Here is a 15,878-nt window from a genome sequence, read left to right on the forward strand (position 1 = left end):
ATTGTGGATAACTTCAAAAAACCTTTTTTTACATCACATCCTTTGCTATAATATAACCATTAAGTAAACCTTACTTGTATTGGCTTACTTAAATGGGTGAAATCCTCGTCTGTTAAAATACGTGTCCGAAACGATTCCAACAGATTTGAGGATTTTTCTTTTGCCGTTTTTTTGAGTGCTTTTAAGATTGACGAACCTTTTTCAAACAGCTGTCTAATAATATCTGTTATTTGAACTAATAAATAATGATTTTTCATGGCTGTGTAGTTTTGGCTATTGGCATGTTCTATATTGTAACGATTATTTTTTTGTTCGTTAAATCCTTGATTTTCAATCTTCCAGCGGCTTCTTCCTGCAGCGATGAGTCGTTCCACGTTCTTTTTCGTGATTTTAATATCCGTTATAAATACATACTCTTTCGATTTCCCATCCTCTGTTTTCATTGTGGCCTCCATCAGATTGACCGTTCTGTCTTTGTAGGCAATATCATTCACCCAAACTAATGAATTCTGATCCTTACTTTGTTCCAGCTCTTTTATTGCCTTAAACTCCGTCGAGATACTTTTAATTCTCCCTTCCTTAAATCTGCATATATATTTCCATTTGTGCGCCCTGCACAGATTAAATACCGTTTCACATGCATAGAGACTATCTCCCAAGATACAAATCGGTAGTCTTTTAAATATTTTTTTTATTTTCTTTGCCAGCCTGTCGAAGGCTTTTAATTCACAATCTTGCTTAGAAACATTTTCTGATTCATTTTCGATAAATTCGGAGGCAATACTGAAGACCATATCCCCCACGACAAGCTTGGCTTCAAGTACATGGTGCATATAAAGTACGTTCGTTTCTCCTGTTTCTTTATTTGTATATGCCCGTCTCAGGCAGTGTTTACAATGTTTCTCATGAAAGGTGTGTAATCCAGTTCCATCAATGATGACACCCCAGTACTTTCCTTCAATTCGATAAGACTCGAGAGACCTTTTTTTCAATAATTCTTTAATCATATACGTTCTAATTTTTTCTAATTCATTTACATCTAAGCCAGATAAAAAGTCGTTAATTGTATCATAATGTGGAAGTTCTTCAAGAGAATCTAAGCCTAACACCTTCCCTACATTTTTAATACATTCTTCTTTATTAAAACTCTCACTCATGTTTCTCATGGATTTTAGGCCGGTCATATTTTTCAACATCATCGTAAATAAAAGGACCTCTGGACCATAAGTGATATAGCTTTGATGTCGGTGGTCTGCTACCTTTTTTAGGTTATTCATCAGGTCTTTGAAAAAATGCTTCTGAATTTTAAGGAACTCGAAAAAATAATTTGCTTCTTTTTCACGATTTCTTTTTTCTTTTCTAGTAACCAAAATAAAAACCCCCTCAAAACAGCCAAGTTTAATTAGGGCTTGCTGAACGAATCAAATTTTAGCTTGTATTCGACTTGTCACTAAGCCATGCCAAAATATTCGTCCAGCAAGCTCTAATTATTTAAATTATTACATATTTAGCCGCATTTTTGGGGGGGAATAGTTAAATTATCACGAAAAATTTTTACTCCTCAGAGCTGTAATAATATAGCATTTTTTTAATTTAATTGTAGAGGGATTATGGAAAACTACAATATTGATCATAAAAACAAACCTTTGTTCCTGTTAGATATAAGACTAAGCATGAAAATAAGAATTTCACGCATAAAATGGAACATATGCATTCATTAACACAAAAATAGTTATCAATCTAGGAGGGAGAGTAAAAAAAATAAAGCCCCGCCATTTGGCAGGGCTTTTATCTTGTAGCAGCGTCCTGGTGTAAAAATATTCTACCCCGGGAAGTCTTATTTTACACGCAGTTTTTCCCCGGCATAAATCGTGTATCGACTATTCAGTTTATTCCACGACTTAATTTTTGCGATTGTGGACCCATATTTTGCGGCCAGCTCCGAAACAGTGTCCCCACTTCTTACCGTTACATATTTCGTGCTTCCGACAGCCACGGATCCGGAAATCTTAATCTTTTGTCCAACGTAAATCCTGTTTGCATTTTTAATACCGTTTAATTTTTGCAGTTTTGCCACCGTAGTGCCATATTTTTTGGCAATGCCTGACAGCGTATCTCCACGCTTAACCGTGTACGTTTTAGCTGGAACCTTGCTGGATGTCGTCAGCTTGCTGTTTGTGGTGTTCACTTTCGCCGGCTTAACACCAGATTTAAGCTTGCTTAATAGTGCCAAATTTTGAGCTGCAGTACCTGAATAATTGTTGATGCCGTACTGCTTGGCCAACTTAACTCGGGCGCTGAACGTTGAGCTCTTCCCCTTGGATTTTAGATAATCGACCAGGCTTAAGGACCCGATTTTTTTGACCACGCCTGTGCTGGTTGCATTGTCAACTTTTGCCACGTTGGTGTATTTGCCAGCAAAATCATCGGACACATCAAAATAGCCCGAAATGCCGGTAAATTTGTAGCTGCTGGACCATTGCCAAGCCCCTTTTTGTCCATTGTACCAGACTGGTGTCGGCTGGCCTGTTTCCGGATAAAGTGGGTACCTGGCAAGCCAAGGTTTATCTACTGCTAATTGACCTGGTTTTAAGTACGTATTATAAAATGAGTTACCGGTATACAAATCTACCTTTGAATAGCCTAAAGATTTCATCGTACTGATAAACGTATTTGTATATTCTGTGAGATTGCTAGCACCCACACTTTCAAGCGAGCCATCCTCTACGTCCACAACGACCTGGCCATCCTTTTTTTTTGTCAAATCCTACTAACTTAAGCTTTTTATCAAACCATTTTGCCTCGGCCTTTGCCTGTACTGTACTTTTAAATCGGGCATAATGATAAGCATGCACCGCCATTCCGGCCTGTTTTGCGTTGGCAATATTTACACTGGCGGCTGGATCTACGTAGCTTTGTCCATCCGATACCTTTACAACTACCGCGTTTATCCCACCAGCTTTCATTGTTTGGTAGAAACTTAAAGGCAAACCTAACTCGCTATTATGATGTGACACATCGATGAAATCTACACTTGGCGCCGTCGCATGCGAAACGGATCCAAAAGAAAACGCCAACCCTGCAGATAGGGTCAGCGCTCCGATGGTTTTAGATAGTCTATTCAATTCGATCACTCCTTATTTTGTTGTCGTATCTGTGGACGGTGTAGCAGCTTCGTTTTGTGCCGCCAATACTTGTTCCACAATTGCTTTAATCCTTTCCCTTTCTGCATCTTCTGTTGTAGGGTTCTGTGCGTAAGAGATCGCCACCTGAGTTGCCTCTTCTTTCTTTTTATTCGTCAGATAGGTGTTTAAGATTGTTGCAATTGATCCAGCAAACAGCGCACCTATTGCCACAATTAGCGATACAAACGCGTTTACCGAGTCAGCTGTAAGCCACTGGAAATGTACGTTTAGTGCGCCAAAAAAGGCAATCAGTGCGGTTAAAACACCACCAACCAATGTTGCTGTTTGTTTCCACCAAGATAAATCAGATAAGTACTTCATTCCAAACATCTCCTCAATTAAAATTTTGAATGGCAGCAAAGAAAATGGCTACGGCCCCGCCAATAAGCGCAACAATAAGCGCATTTGTAATGGCATGCCGTAACCATTTTGTGTCCTCTTTAATCTCTTTCAAATCCTCTTTTATGCTGTCAATCTGCTGATCCTGCATAAGTTCTTTGTCTTGCAGGCGCCGAATGTCGCTTTTCATATTTACCTGCTCGGTCTTTATGGCTTCTAGGTCTTTCTGCAGTGTCTCCCGCCAGATATCCACCTGCTGATCCGCCTCCAATGGATCCACACCCCCAATCTGTCTATGTTTAATGCAATTTTTGATCCGCCTCCTTATTTGAGCATAATAAAAAGCACCCATTCGAGTGCTCATTTTAGTAAGGCCTTTGTATAAGTAAGATGATTTGTAAAAACACCATCAGCCCCATCTTCTATGACTCTTTTTTGTTCAGCTTTTTCTTTTTTAGAATCAAAGAAGAAGATATATACTTTCAAGTGGTTTTGGTGCATTTTTTGGATTAATTTTTTGTCAGCCAGTTTTGCATCTAAACCAATGCCAACAGTGTACTTCCTCCACTCTTTTATTTTCTGATCAGTGAAGTCTTTTTTGCTTTTAAAAAGCGTTAGCTGCACAAGAGGAACTGACCTATCCAATTTATGAATTTTTTCAAGGCTCATTGCTGAAAAAGATTCAATCATCACCTTCTTTTTCTTAATTAGGCCTTTTTTATTCAGCAGCCTGATCAGTGGTTCCTCCATTTTCAATTTATTGCCGACCCGTCTCGTTTCAATAAAATAATTCGTTTTCGAGCCATACTGGTTGATGAGCTCGTCAAGGGTAAGAACACGCTGGCCCTTGTATTTATTACTGAACCAGCTTCCAGCATCCAACTTTTTGATTTGCTTCAAACTATAACGTGTTACATCCCCTTTCCCGTTTGTGGTCCTATCCAAAGTTGGATCATGCATTAGTACGAGTTTGTCATCTTTTGTTTCCCTTAAATCCATCTCAATGTAATCAGCTTTTTCATTGACAGCAAGCCTAAACGCCGGCATCGTTTCTTCAGGTGCCCGGTCATCTGCTCCTCTATGGGCAATAATAAGAGTTCCCCTTTTTTCTTTTTTCGCAATTGCAGAAGAACAGCCCACCAGGTTAAAAGCAAAAATGCAGACTATGGAAATCGCCATTATTTTTTTCATACTATTAATTTATCATAAGATGGTCAAAATGTATTTTTAATTCGTCTTTTGTTCTGTTGCTGTGTTACCTACCGTCAGATCATTCACCATAGCGGATAGATTTTCCGCCGTCTTTTGGGACAATAGTTTTTCAAATTTTTTCACGTCAAAGCCGGTACCGGTCAACTCATCCAATATCAATGAATATGTGCCAGATGTCGAAAAATACCCTGAATTGATTTGTGAAGTTGCCGTTACCGGAACCGTTGCCCCTGTGATTTTTCCATCTTTGTCTACTGTAAGATTAATGTTTGTAAATTGGATTTTAGCATTCATTTTCATCCGCTCCTTCTTCAAATTTGTCGCAAAGGTAAGCATAAATTTCCGCCTCTGCACCGGCAAACTCTTTTTGACAGTTAAGCAGCACCTCCTTAATAGTTCCTGAATCCGTGACGAAATTTCCGCTTAAAGGCAAACAAATCGCATAAAATTTAGTATAATTGGTATATCAGACAAATTAAATTCATTCCACATTCAGGTGATCTCATGAAAAAGTTTGTGATAGAACCCACAAAAGAACGAATTGTTGCCCAAGCTGGCTTAGCGATAGTAGGAAATTTACTAAATCAAACGAATTTAGTTTCCAGGTTGAATGCCTATAAACTCCCTGATATCTCCCGGTATCCGGCTTGTTCCAATGGCGATGTGGCTAAATCTTATATCGGCTTGCTTTGCCAGGGAAAAAGTGATTATGACAATATTGAAACCTTCCGTGATGATGCTTTTTTTGCACTGGCTTTGGATATCCAGAGGGTTCCTTCCAGCCCGACTCTCAGGCAACGATTGGACCAGGCCGCCTTGGTGGAAAAATGGAAAACGATCTTGCACGAAGAATCGCTGGATCTGATTCGCCATACAAATGCGGAAATCAGCCCGGTTTACGCCAAAGACAAGCCGTATATCCCGGTTGATCTGGATGTCTCCCCTTTCGATAACTCCAAGACAAAAAAGGAAGGGGTAGAAAGAACCTATAAAGGCTGTGACGGTTATGCCCCTATGTTCGCTTACATGGGACAGGAAGGTTACTGCCTGCATGTTGAGATGCGAAAGGGAAGTGTCCACTGCCAAAAAGGTACACCAAATTTCATCCAGGAAACCATTCAATCTGCCCGGAAACTAACAGATCAGCCATTGCTTTTCAGGCTTGATTCCGGAAATGACAGCCGGGATAATCTCATTATTCTCCTAGAAAACCATGCAAGCTTTATTATCAAACGCAATCCCCGTAAGGAAAAAGCTGAGGACTGGCTGTACATTGCCCGAAAATATGGGATCTGTTGTGAAGAACGGGAAGGAAAGAAGGTTTACCTTGGATCCATCCCCGAAACCATTCAAATTAAGGACCAGGAGCGAAGCATCCGAAAAGTTTTTAAAGTGACCGAAAGAACCATCTCAAGAGACGGACAAATTTTTTTAATTCCCGAGTATGAATTTGAAACCTACTGGACGGACCTTGAAGTGCCGCCTCATGTGGTGATCTCTCTTTATCATAACCATGGCACTTGCGAACAGTTCCATAGTGAAATTAAATCAGAACTGGATCTCGAACGGCTGCCGTCAGGCAAATATGAAACGAATGGCCTTGTGCTCCATTTCGGTGTATTTGCGTATAACCTGCTTCGCTTGATTGGACAAGAAAGCTTGAAAAAACAAGATACGCCATTGAAAAAGAAAACAACAAGAAGAAGAATCCGAACCGTCATCCAGAATATGATCACACTGGCCTCAAAGCTGGTTTTCCGTGGCCGGCAATGGAAATTAAAAGTCGCGGAGACCAACAAATGGTTACCGGTCTTTACTCGTTTGTATCAAGCCTTTTACTAAACATCCCGATCAATAGACTACTAGGAAAAAAGAAATAAAAAACGAAAACTTTCAAAAAATGGAAATTTGCAGATTTATTTGGCGTGCACAAAAACGAGTGAAACAGGGAAATTTTTACATACTGAATCACTAAAAGTGCATTTATCGAATAGTCGGACACCACTATATCCTTACTCTTGGGAAATCTACCTATTAACGGCGTTTGTTATATTTTCGTCACGGATTCAGGTATTATTCAAGGGAAAGAAATTACATATAATGAAGCGCTTCAACTTCTGCATGTACCGGATGAAGAAGTGTTAGAGGTCATGAATGCCGCGTACTTAATTCGTCATCATCATTATGGAAAAAAAAGTAAAGCTTAATATGATTATTAATACTAAATCGGGTTTATGACCAGAAGACTGTGGATATTGTTCGCAGTCGATTGTATCAGAAGCGCCGATTGATAAGTATGCGTGGTTAACAAAAGAGAAAATTGTAGAAGGTGCTTTTGAATCTCAAAAAAGAAAAGCAGGTACATATTGTATCGTGGCGTCAGGCCGTCGCCCTACTGATAAAGAAGTAGCGCACGTAGTGGGGGCGGTAAAAGAAATTCGTCAAAAGACAGACTTGAAAATCTGTGCCTGTCTAGGGTTTTTAACAGATGATCAAGCACACGAACTAGTCGAGGCGGGTGTTCATCGCTATAATCATAATTTAAATACTCACGCTGATAATTACGACAATATTTGTTCTACACATGGCTATGAAGATCGAGTCGATACGGTTACTACATCTAAAAAAGCAGGTTTGTCACCTTGTTCCGGTGCGATTTTTGGAATGGGCGAGACAAATGAGCAAGCCGTTGAATTAGCTTTTCAAATTAAAAAGTTAGATGCAGATTCTATTCCATGCAACTTTCTTGTTGCCGTTCCAGGAACGCCTCTAGAAGACAAAAAGGCGTTAAAGCCAATGCAATGCTTAAAGCTGTTGGCTATGATGCGTTTTGTAAATCCAACGAAAGAAATTCGGATTTCAGGAGGCAGAGAAGTCAATCTCAGATCCCTTCAGCCGCTTGGTCTGTTTGCTGCAAACTCAATTTTTGTAGGTGATTATTTAACGACTCAAGGTCAAGAACCTACAGCTGACTGGGGATTAATTGAAGATTTAGGATTTGAAATCGAAGAATGTGCACTGTGAAGCCGTTGAGAAATCAACGGCTTTTTTTATCTTTAGGCGATTTACAGGAACTATACGTTTACTTTACAAAACTCAACAGCTTCTTTATATTGCCTTCACAAATAACCATTATTATAAAACATGTGAACGATAAGTGAATAGTTACTAAGGTTATGAAATTGAGAAACCACAAAAAACAATAGGTCTATATAAACATCCTATGCGTTTTTTGTGGTTTTTTTATAAATGAAAGGAAGGAATCGTTTTGAATAAGGAAGCAGATTTCTTACAACAGCTTGGACAAGATCGTTTAATTGCATCCATTAAAAGTCCGAAAAATTTAGAACAATTTTTAGAAACAGAGATCCAGGCCGCCTTTTTATTGACTGGCAACATTAGTGTAATTAAACGCTATGTAGATTTACTCAAACAGCATAATCGAATGGTTTTCTTACACATTGAAAAAATTCCGGGAATTAGCTATGACCGGGAAGGGCTGAAATTTCTCGCTAAGTTTGTAAAGCCCACAGGTATCGTAACCACTAAAAGTTCACTCATTAATTACGCAAAACAGGAAGGGCTGGTTGCTATTCAACGGCTGTTTTTAGTGGATACAGACGCAGTAGCACAAGGGTTAAAAACCGTTCAAGATATTAAACCGGATGCATTAGAACTAATGCCAGGGTTGATTCCGGAGATGATAGAGAAAATCGTTAAAAAAACAAATATCCCTATTATTACAGGTGGACTCATTCAACATGAAAGCCATATCCAAGCTGCTTTAAAAGCAGGGGCTACGGCAGTTTCTACAGGGAAATCATGGCTGTGGAAAAAATATGAATGAGCGAGAAAGGAGCGTTTTTAATGAAAAAAGTAGAGCTAGTTAACGTTGGAAAGTCATACGATCAAAAAACAAATGTTATTCAAGATATTAACGTCACAATTGAACCTGGAGAATTCTTCGTATTAGTAGGTCCTTCAGGGTGCGGGAAAAGTACAATGCTGAGAATGATTGCCGGATTAGAAGAAGTCACACAGGGAGAGTTGCTAATTGGAGATGTAAAAGCAAATAAACTGCTTCCAAGTCAGCGCGATTTGTCCATGGTGTTTCAAAACTATGCTTTATATCCGCATTTGACAGTAGAACAAAATATTCTTTTTGGTCTGCATACAAAGAAAATTTCAAAGCAAGAACAGCATAAGCGCTGCAGGGAAGCAGCAGAAATGCTTGGTTTAAGTGAATATTTAAAGCGAAAGCCTAGACAGCTTTCGGGAGGACAGCGTCAGCGTGTAGCACTCGCACGTGCTATTGCTACTCATTCGCCTATTTGCCTGATGGATGAGCCGTTATCAAACTTGGATGCGAAGCTGCGAGCAAAGATGAGATCAGAAATTCGCCAGATTCAGCGTAAGTTAGGTATTACGATGATTTATGTCACGCATGATCAAACGGAAGCGATGACGATGGCGGATCGAATGATGATTTTAAATGGAGGTAATATTCAGCAGGTTGGGCGTCCCCTTGATATTTACAATGCACCGGCAAACACGTTTGTAGCATCGTTTATAGGTTCTCCTCCTATGAACTTATCAAACGTTTCTATAGAAAATAACTTACTCGTTTTTGAAGATAGAAGAGCTATTTCTATGAGTGCATCATACAGCAACCTTAGCGGTAAAAAGGAAGTTGTGGTTGGAGTAAGACCTGAGCACGTTCAGCTTGCGACAAACGACAACACCAGCTTTATCGTAGAGGTAGATAATGTCGAAATTCTAGGAACGGAAACACTGCTTACATTTCAAATGGGAGACAAGCAGTGGATGGCTAAGTGGAACGGTCAATGGAATATAAAAGTGGGAGAGCGCGTCCCTATTTTTATCGATCCAAAACATCTGTTTTTATTTGATAGTGGTACAGGTTCATGCTTGCACTATGAACCATCAACGGAAGATTTAACTGTAAAGGGGGCATTTGTATGAGTGCTGTTACCAAAACAGCAAACTCGCCTGTTTCTGTTTCATCAAATCCAAAAGAAAAGAAGTCAATGCCTAACCTATTGGTAGGATTATCTTACTTGCTTCCATCATTGTTGTTATTTGGGGTATTTCTATTCTACCCAATGATTAAGACCTTATATTTAAGTCTTTTTATTACAGACACACAGGGAAATCCCTTGAAATTTGTAGGATTGCAAAATTTCTTTTATCTATTTACAGATCCAAACTTCTTGCAAAGTATGAAAGCCACTTTTTTATTTGTACTATACACGGTGCCTATTGGCTTAATTATTGCATTATTCCTAGCGCTAATCGCAAATGAAAAGCTAAAAGGAATTGGTTTTTTCAGAACAATGTTTTCATCTACGATGGGAATGAGCGTAGCGGCTTCTTCTGTAATTTGGATGTTTATGTATAACCCGACAATCGGTGTTATTAATAAAGTATTAAATCTTGTAGGCATTCATGATGTGCAGTGGTTATTAGATCCTAAGTATGCGCTGATTGCTGTGTCCATCTCTACGATTTGGATGAACATTGGGTTTACCTTTTTAATTTTACTTGGCGGGTTACAAAATATTGATGAAAAGCTGTATGAAATCGCGCGTATTGCTGGAGTTAGCTATTGGTATCAGCTCCGTAAAATTACGCTTCCTATGCTTTCGCCAACGCTGTTTTTTATTATCACCGTTTCGTTTATTAACGCGTTTCAAACGTTTGGACAAATTGACATTTTAACAAAAGGCGGACCTACAGATTCCACAAATGTCATTGTTTATTCAATCTACAAAGATGCATTTGTAAACTATAATGTTGGCTCTGCAAGTGCTCAAGCTACAATTTTATTTTTCTGTATTCTACTGGTTACCGCTCTTCAATTCAAACTTGGAGAAAGGAAGGTACATTATCAATGAGCATCACGAGAAAATGGACAACTTATTCGTTACTCATTGCAGCTACGTTAGTATTGATGTTTCCTATTCTATACGCTTTTTCCATTAGTTTTATGAGTGGAGCGGAAGTGTTGGAAGGGAAGATTTGGCCGTCATCTTTTTCATTTGAAAATTATCGGGACGCTTTTGAAAAAGTTCCGCTGCTTCATTATTTAATCAACAGTTTTGCCGTATCTATCTTCGTCATGGCTGGGCAGCTGTTAGTTTCAAGTTTGGCCGCTTTTGCATTTGTATTTATTAAATTTAAAGGAAGAGATACTATTTTCTTTCTCTTTATTTCTACGATGATGATTCCATGGGAAGCAACGATGGTTCCTAACTTTTTAACAGCACAAAAGCTAGGATGGATTAACAATTATTTAGGATTAACGATTCCTTTTTTTGCTTTAGCATTTGGAACCTTTTTATTGCGTCAACAGTTTAAAACCATTCCAAATGAGTTATATGAAGCTTCTCAAGTTGCAGGGATCAGCCGCTTTCGTTTCTTTTGGAACGTGGTGCTTCCTGTGTCTAAAACAAGCTTAGTTACGCTTGGCGTATATAGCTTTTTAACAACATGGAATATGTATTTATGGCCACTATTAGTGACAAATACAGAGGATGTTCGTACCGTTCAGATTGGTTTAAAGCAAATGCAAACGCAAGAGATTTCAACTGATTGGGGAGTGGTTATGGCCGCTGTCGTTGTTGTGATCTTACCGACATTATTACTATTATTCCTAGGTCAAAAACGTCTTCAAAAAGGATTAACACAAGGTGCAATTAAATAGGAGAGTGAATGTGATGAAAAAGATATTGGCTATCGTAACGGCATGCTTGCTAGTCGTTCTAGGTGCTTGCTCAAATTCAACTGGTTCTTCGGAAGCGCAAGAAACTAAAAAAACAGCATCAGGTAAAACAGAAGTCGTTTTTTGGCACGCTATGAGCGGTGACCTTGAAAAATCACTTAATAAAATTGTCGATGAGTACAATAAATCTCAGGACAAAGTGGAAGTAAAGCCTGTTTTTCAAGGAACGTATGAGGAAGCACAAACAAAATTTAATACAGTAGCAGGAACAAAGGATGCACCGGCTATTATGCAGACGTTCGAAGTAGGAACGAAATTCATGATAGACAGTGGTAAGATCCAGCCTGTTCAAAAGTTTATTGATGAAGACCACTACGATACTTCGCAGTGGGAGAAAAACATTTCAAGCTATTACCAAGTAGATGGAAAGCAATATTCAATGCCGTTTAACTCTTCAACACCTGTGTTAGTTTACAACAAAGATGCCTTTAAAAAGGCAGGATTAGATCCTGAAAATCCTCCAAAAACGTATGATGAATTAAAGGCAGCTGCAAAAAAATTAACAGAGAAACAAGGAAATAAAACATCACAATACGGCTTTTCAATTCTAAATTACGGATGGTTCTTTGAAGAGCTAGTTGCTTCTCAAGGCGGTTTGTATGTAGATCACGAAAACGGCCGTAAAGGTGATGCTGAGAAGGCAGTATTTAATGGAAAAGAAGGACAAAACGCATTTAATTTAATCAATGATATGTACAAAGAAGGTACATTCTACAACGTAGGACAAAACTGGGACGATATGCGCGCAGCATTTCAATCTAAAAAAATTGCAATGTTCCTAGACTCATCAGCAGGTATTAAAACACTAGTAGACAATGCGCCATTTGATGTAGGCGTATCAGATCTTCCTGTTCCAAAAGAAGAGGATCGCCAAGGAGTAGTTATCGGGGGAGCATCTTTATGGATGTCTAAAGGAATTAGTGATGAAACATCAAAAGCGGCGTGGGACTTCATGAAATATTTAGCAACACCAGAAGTTCAGGCAAAATGGCACGTAGAAAGCGGCTATTTTGCGGTTAATCCTAAAGCATATGACCAAGACATTGTAAAGAAAGAGTGGGAAAAATACCCGCAGTTAAAAGTGACGGTTGATCAGCTTCATAAAACTAAATCAACTCCGGCAACACAAGGCGCTTTGATTTCGGTATTTCCTGAATCACGTCAAAAGGTAGTAACAGGAATGGAAAGTCTGTATCAAGGAGTAAAGCCGAAAGAAGCACTTGATCAAGCTGCAAAAGAAACAAATAGAGCATTAGAAGTAGCGAATCAAAAATAACCTATGATTACGAAGCTCGTCTTTCAAGTTATTTTGAGGACGAGCTTTTTATTTAGTGAATCACTAGTTAGGGGAGATAGAAGACAATGAACACTTCAATTGATCTTTATGCGCATCGCGGCTTTAGCGGACGGTATCCTGAAAATACAATGATTGCATTTGAAGAAGCAAGAAAAATGCGGGTTGCAGGTATTGAATTGGATGTACAATTAACAAAAGACGGGGAAATAGTAGTTATTCACGATGAACGAATTGACAGAACGACGAATGGAATGGGATACGTTCAAGACTTTTCATATAAACAGCTGCGATTATTCGATGCTGGAAGCTGGTATGATTCTCGTTTTTCTAAACAATCAATTCCCACATTAATAGAAGTGTTTGAGTGGATGATGGACAAAAAGACAGAAATGACCGTGAACATTGAATTAAAAAATGACCAAATTTACTATCCAAAACTTGAGGAAAAAGTTCTTCGTCTAATCGATGAGTTTGATTTAGAAGATCAAGTTATTTTGTCATCTTTTAACTATGATAGCTTGGCTAAAGTGAGATCTCTCCATTCGTATATACCAACAGGTTTTTTATTTGAAGGGGTGAGCGAAGATGCGATTGGAAAAGCAAAATCGATAGGAGCGCATCTTCACTGCGATATGTCTTTTGCTCTTTCTTCGTACGGGAAAAAAGCAAAGCAAGAAGGATTAGACTTGCGGGTATATACGATTAATGAAATGAATGATTTTTTGAAGCTCCAGCAGGCTTCAGTAAAAGTAGTGATGACAGATTACCCTAATCGTTTTTCCTCTACGGTATTCAAAGGATGACGTAGAAAGAAGCCGGAACAAAAATATTTGAGCCGAATTAAAAAACGAACCACTAATCAAAATGTCTGATTAGTGGTTCGTTTTTTATGTTATGGTGAAGCACTCCAAGAGCGAAAGCGACGAGAAGGCTCAGCGCTCGCCTGCGGAAAGTGAAGTTTTACATGGAAATCAACTGCGGTGTCACAAGCGATTCAGCTCATGTATCCCATTTGTTCGTCTTTAGTTTGGATTAAGTCAGTTATATCTCAATCGCTTTTTTTGCAAAAAAATATTATTTTATTCTGAATAGTATAAAAGTTATATTGTGAAATTGTTTTATAGATTTTTGATTATTCATTAGGTTGAAATAGGTCTCGATTGCATGGCCTAATTCATGAACCAACTCACCTTTTTCAAGACCTCTTGCAATATAAACAATTCCCGTTTTCCTATGAGCCCTTGCCAAAATGCTATATCCCCTGAAACTGTAAGCAGTCAGACAATTAAAGGTCGTTAATTTATTCCACTAAAGAAAAAAGACGTTTGTAGGAACATTATGACAAATGCAAAAAGAAATTGTGAGTTTTTGATTTTAATGGGGTAAATTTGCTTATTATAAATGTCTAAATTTTTCCGCTTCGGTCGGTTTTGGGCGGGTTTCAATAGATTAAGCTACTCATTCCTGTGGTAAATATTGTAAAACGGAAAAGGATGATTTTTTTTGAAAAAAAAAGAGCCATGAAAGCCACTCCTTTGTTAAGATATAAGTACGACCAAATATCCAGGGAGTGATTTCATGACTATTTCTATTCTAACACAAACCAGAGACTTTTCAATACAACAAAATTTGATTCCCCACAATTGGCAAGACTATGCCGATATACCATTTGTCATTCCATCCATGTGTTTCCCATGGGAGATTTTTAAGCCGATTGAACGAGAATACTACACCCTTTTATATTTGCACCTAAAAAATGAAAGAGCACATGATCCTTCTAATGAAATACAACCGGCACTATTTTCAATAACGGAGGAAGAAGACAAGTCTGCGTCTTCATTATTTCATCTCCCTTCCACTGGGAGAAAACCGCATCCTTTCATGCCCTTTTTTCGTGCTTTTGAACTGGCCTCTTTACAGTATATTGAAGTGATGGTGGAGAGTGTCTATTTGCAAGTGAAATCAAACCCGCTATTTGCCACCATGTGTGGATTTACGGAGAAAATTCCGAGCTACCGTTCCTTTGCTCGTTTTGATCAAATCATGACAACAAATGGTCTTTGGGAAAAAGCCCGGCTATTGGTTGTTGAATATAATAAAGGGGAAGGCGTGGTTGAAACGAATGAGGAAGCAGCCGCCGTGGATACATCGCATATAGAGGCAGAAGCAACCTTGAATAAAACAAGGAAGACGTGTTCTTGTGAGGGTGATTGCGATTGCCCCAGAGTCCTTACGGACGACAATGTAGGGGTAATGCGTAAAAGTAATGCAGTCTCCTATATTGCGCATAAATTATCAATGGTATGCGGGGTGAGATCCGGTTTGCCTTTGACGCGGGAAGTATTTAAAGGAAATACACCCGATGGGAAAACATTAGAACCGACATTGGAAACGTTTAAGGCAGAGCACCCCGAGATGGCTGAGCAGTTGAGCTTTATCCTGGCAGATGGAATCTACCAAACGCCGGAAAATCAAAAAGTGACAAAGGATGTATTACAGGCGAAATTGGTGGCACCGATCAATCCACGGAACCGTAAAGATAAACCAACTACCGCCCGGGGGATTGAAAAAATCAACCGGTACGGCACTCCCATCTGTATCAGTGGACATAAAATGGAACTTAGAGGATCTGATCGGGAAAAGGGGCAATATATTTACACTTGTCCTGTATTTCATCCAAATGCCAAGCAAGAAGGTCTCACCTGCCCGCTAGCGAATCACGCGGAATGTTGTAATGGGGCAGCACAAGGAAGAGTATTTAGGATGGACTTTGATCAAACGCCTCAAGTAGATGTCGAGTTGCCGCAACATGGTCGCACATTTGAAGTGTTATATAGTGCCAGGACGATCATCGAAAGAATCTTTGGCATTCTAAAAGACGGATACAGTCTCCGTCGTGTTCACAAGCGTGGGAAACAGGCAGTTGAAGCTCATGTAGATCGATGCATGATATCTATGCATATCATGGCAAATATGGCGTACCATCAGACTGGAAAGGCCAATTGTGGATGGACACGCAATCGGCTGCAAAGAGCAAATTAAG

At 39.1% G+C, this 15,878-nt stretch carries 15 protein-coding genes and 1 pseudogene; 9 read left to right on the top strand and 7 right to left on the bottom strand.

All coding sequences use genetic code 11. From position 1 onward, the window contains the following. Positions 1 to 59: 59 nt before the first annotated feature. From NSQ19_RS12455 to NSQ19_RS12485, 7 genes are all read right to left on the bottom strand, one after another. Positions 60 to 1,370: a transposase family protein gene (locus NSQ19_RS12455; RefSeq protein ID WP_013858128.1), complete on the bottom strand. Its 1,311-nt coding sequence runs from the start codon at positions 1,368 to 1,370 to the stop codon at positions 60 to 62. A gap of 467 nt (positions 1,371 to 1,837) precedes the next feature. Then, the gene (locus NSQ19_RS12460; RefSeq protein WP_340702928.1) at positions 1,838 to 2,734 is read right to left on the bottom strand and encodes a LysM peptidoglycan-binding domain-containing protein; all 897 of its coding nucleotides are present in this window, start codon (positions 2,732 to 2,734) and stop codon (positions 1,838 to 1,840) included. After that, positions 2,709 to 3,125 (bottom strand): GH25 family lysozyme, encoded by a 417-nt coding sequence (locus NSQ19_RS12465; protein WP_340702929.1) that lies wholly within the window; start codon positions 3,123 to 3,125, stop codon positions 2,709 to 2,711. Before NSQ19_RS12465 ends, NSQ19_RS12460 begins: the two co-directional genes overlap by 26 nt. 12 nt (positions 3,126 to 3,137) lie before the next feature. Further along, the gene (locus tag NSQ19_RS12470; protein WP_340702930.1) at positions 3,138 to 3,506 is read right to left on the bottom strand and encodes a hypothetical protein; all 369 of its coding nucleotides are present in this window, start codon (positions 3,504 to 3,506) and stop codon (positions 3,138 to 3,140) included. Between the two features lie 13 nt (positions 3,507 to 3,519). Beyond that, positions 3,520 to 3,876 carry a hemolysin XhlA family protein gene (locus NSQ19_RS12475; protein WP_340702931.1) on the bottom strand — a complete coding sequence of 119 codons (357 nt, stop codon included), beginning with the start codon at positions 3,874 to 3,876 and terminating at the stop codon, positions 3,520 to 3,522. A gap of 8 nt (positions 3,877 to 3,884) precedes the next feature. After that, positions 3,885 to 4,715 carry a glycerophosphodiester phosphodiesterase family protein gene (locus NSQ19_RS12480; RefSeq protein WP_340702932.1) on the bottom strand — a complete coding sequence of 277 codons (831 nt, stop codon included), beginning with the start codon at positions 4,713 to 4,715 and terminating at the stop codon, positions 3,885 to 3,887. Between the two features lie 36 nt (positions 4,716 to 4,751). Beyond that, a complete protein-coding gene (locus NSQ19_RS12485; protein ID WP_340702933.1) occupies positions 4,752 to 5,030 on the bottom strand; it encodes a hypothetical protein in 279 nt (92 codons plus the stop codon). Between the two features lie 210 nt (positions 5,031 to 5,240). Here NSQ19_RS12485 and NSQ19_RS12490 point away from each other — a divergent pair, with 210 nt between their 5' ends. The 9 genes and pseudogenes from NSQ19_RS12490 to NSQ19_RS12530 all read left to right on the top strand — a co-directional run bounded on the left by NSQ19_RS12490 (position 5,241) and on the right by NSQ19_RS12530 (position 15,877). Then, entirely contained in the window at positions 5,241 to 6,578 is a 1,338-nt protein-coding gene (locus NSQ19_RS12490; protein WP_081355869.1) for an IS1380 family transposase, read from the top strand. 230 nt (positions 6,579 to 6,808) lie between these two features. Continuing rightward, positions 6,809 to 7,760: pseudogene (gene bioB, locus NSQ19_RS12495) on the top strand (biotin synthase BioB). 244 nt (positions 7,761 to 8,004) lie between these two features. Further along, positions 8,005 to 8,583: a glycerol-3-phosphate responsive antiterminator gene (locus NSQ19_RS12500; RefSeq protein WP_014461793.1), complete on the top strand. Its 579-nt coding sequence runs from the start codon at positions 8,005 to 8,007 to the stop codon at positions 8,581 to 8,583. A gap of 20 nt (positions 8,584 to 8,603) precedes the next feature. Continuing rightward, positions 8,604 to 9,719: an ABC transporter ATP-binding protein gene (locus tag NSQ19_RS12505; protein ID WP_061566126.1), complete on the top strand. Its 1,116-nt coding sequence runs from the start codon at positions 8,604 to 8,606 to the stop codon at positions 9,717 to 9,719. Next, positions 9,716 to 10,651, top strand: coding sequence for a carbohydrate ABC transporter permease (locus tag NSQ19_RS12510; protein WP_061566125.1), 936 nt, complete (start codon positions 9,716 to 9,718; stop codon positions 10,649 to 10,651). Before NSQ19_RS12505 ends, NSQ19_RS12510 begins: the two co-directional genes overlap by 4 nt. After that, positions 10,648 to 11,460 (top strand): carbohydrate ABC transporter permease, encoded by an 813-nt coding sequence (locus tag NSQ19_RS12515; protein ID WP_014461790.1) that lies wholly within the window; start codon positions 10,648 to 10,650, stop codon positions 11,458 to 11,460. Before NSQ19_RS12510 ends, NSQ19_RS12515 begins: the two co-directional genes overlap by 4 nt. A 13-nt stretch (positions 11,461 to 11,473) precedes the next feature. Then, positions 11,474 to 12,814, top strand: a complete 1,341-nt coding sequence (locus NSQ19_RS12520; RefSeq protein ID WP_061566124.1) for an ABC transporter substrate-binding protein — start codon at positions 11,474 to 11,476, stop codon at positions 12,812 to 12,814. 86 nt (positions 12,815 to 12,900) lie between these two features. Further along, a complete protein-coding gene (locus NSQ19_RS12525) occupies positions 12,901 to 13,638 on the top strand; it encodes a glycerophosphodiester phosphodiesterase (RefSeq protein WP_014461788.1) in 738 nt (245 codons plus the stop codon). 775 nt (positions 13,639 to 14,413) lie between these two features. Further along, positions 14,414 to 15,877 (top strand): transposase, encoded by a 1,464-nt coding sequence (locus NSQ19_RS12530; protein ID WP_340702934.1) that lies wholly within the window; start codon positions 14,414 to 14,416, stop codon positions 15,875 to 15,877. Position 15,878: the final 1 nt, after the last annotated feature.

This window comes from Weizmannia sp. FSL W8-1119, from assembly GCF_038008605.1.
GTDB classification, from domain to species: Bacteria; Bacillota; Bacilli; order Bacillales; family Bacillaceae_C; genus Weizmannia; species Weizmannia coagulans.

Coding starts and splice junctions, on each gene's coding strand:
- NSQ19_RS12470 (WP_340702930.1), bottom strand. CDS start 3,506: ATGAAGTACTTATCTGATTTATCTTGGTGGAAACAAACAGCAACATTG.
- NSQ19_RS12475 (WP_340702931.1), bottom strand. CDS start 3,876: ATGGGTGCTTTTTATTATGCTCAAATAAGGAGGCGGATCAAAAATTGC.
- NSQ19_RS12480 (WP_340702932.1), bottom strand. CDS start 4,715: ATGAAAAAAATAATGGCGATTTCCATAGTCTGCATTTTTGCTTTTAAC.
- NSQ19_RS12485 (WP_340702933.1), bottom strand. CDS start 5,030: ATGAATGCTAAAATCCAATTTACAAACATTAATCTTACAGTAGACAAA.
- NSQ19_RS12490 (WP_081355869.1), top strand. CDS start 5,241: ATGAAAAAGTTTGTGATAGAACCCACAAAAGAACGAATTGTTGCCCAA.
- NSQ19_RS12505 (WP_061566126.1), top strand. CDS start 8,604: ATGAAAAAAGTAGAGCTAGTTAACGTTGGAAAGTCATACGATCAAAAA.
- NSQ19_RS12510 (WP_061566125.1), top strand. CDS start 9,716: ATGAGTGCTGTTACCAAAACAGCAAACTCGCCTGTTTCTGTTTCATCA.
- NSQ19_RS12515 (WP_014461790.1), top strand. CDS start 10,648: ATGAGCATCACGAGAAAATGGACAACTTATTCGTTACTCATTGCAGCT.
- NSQ19_RS12520 (WP_061566124.1), top strand. CDS start 11,474: ATGAAAAAGATATTGGCTATCGTAACGGCATGCTTGCTAGTCGTTCTA.
- NSQ19_RS12525 (WP_014461788.1), top strand. CDS start 12,901: ATGAACACTTCAATTGATCTTTATGCGCATCGCGGCTTTAGCGGACGG.
- NSQ19_RS12530 (WP_340702934.1), top strand. CDS start 14,414: ATGACTATTTCTATTCTAACACAAACCAGAGACTTTTCAATACAACAA.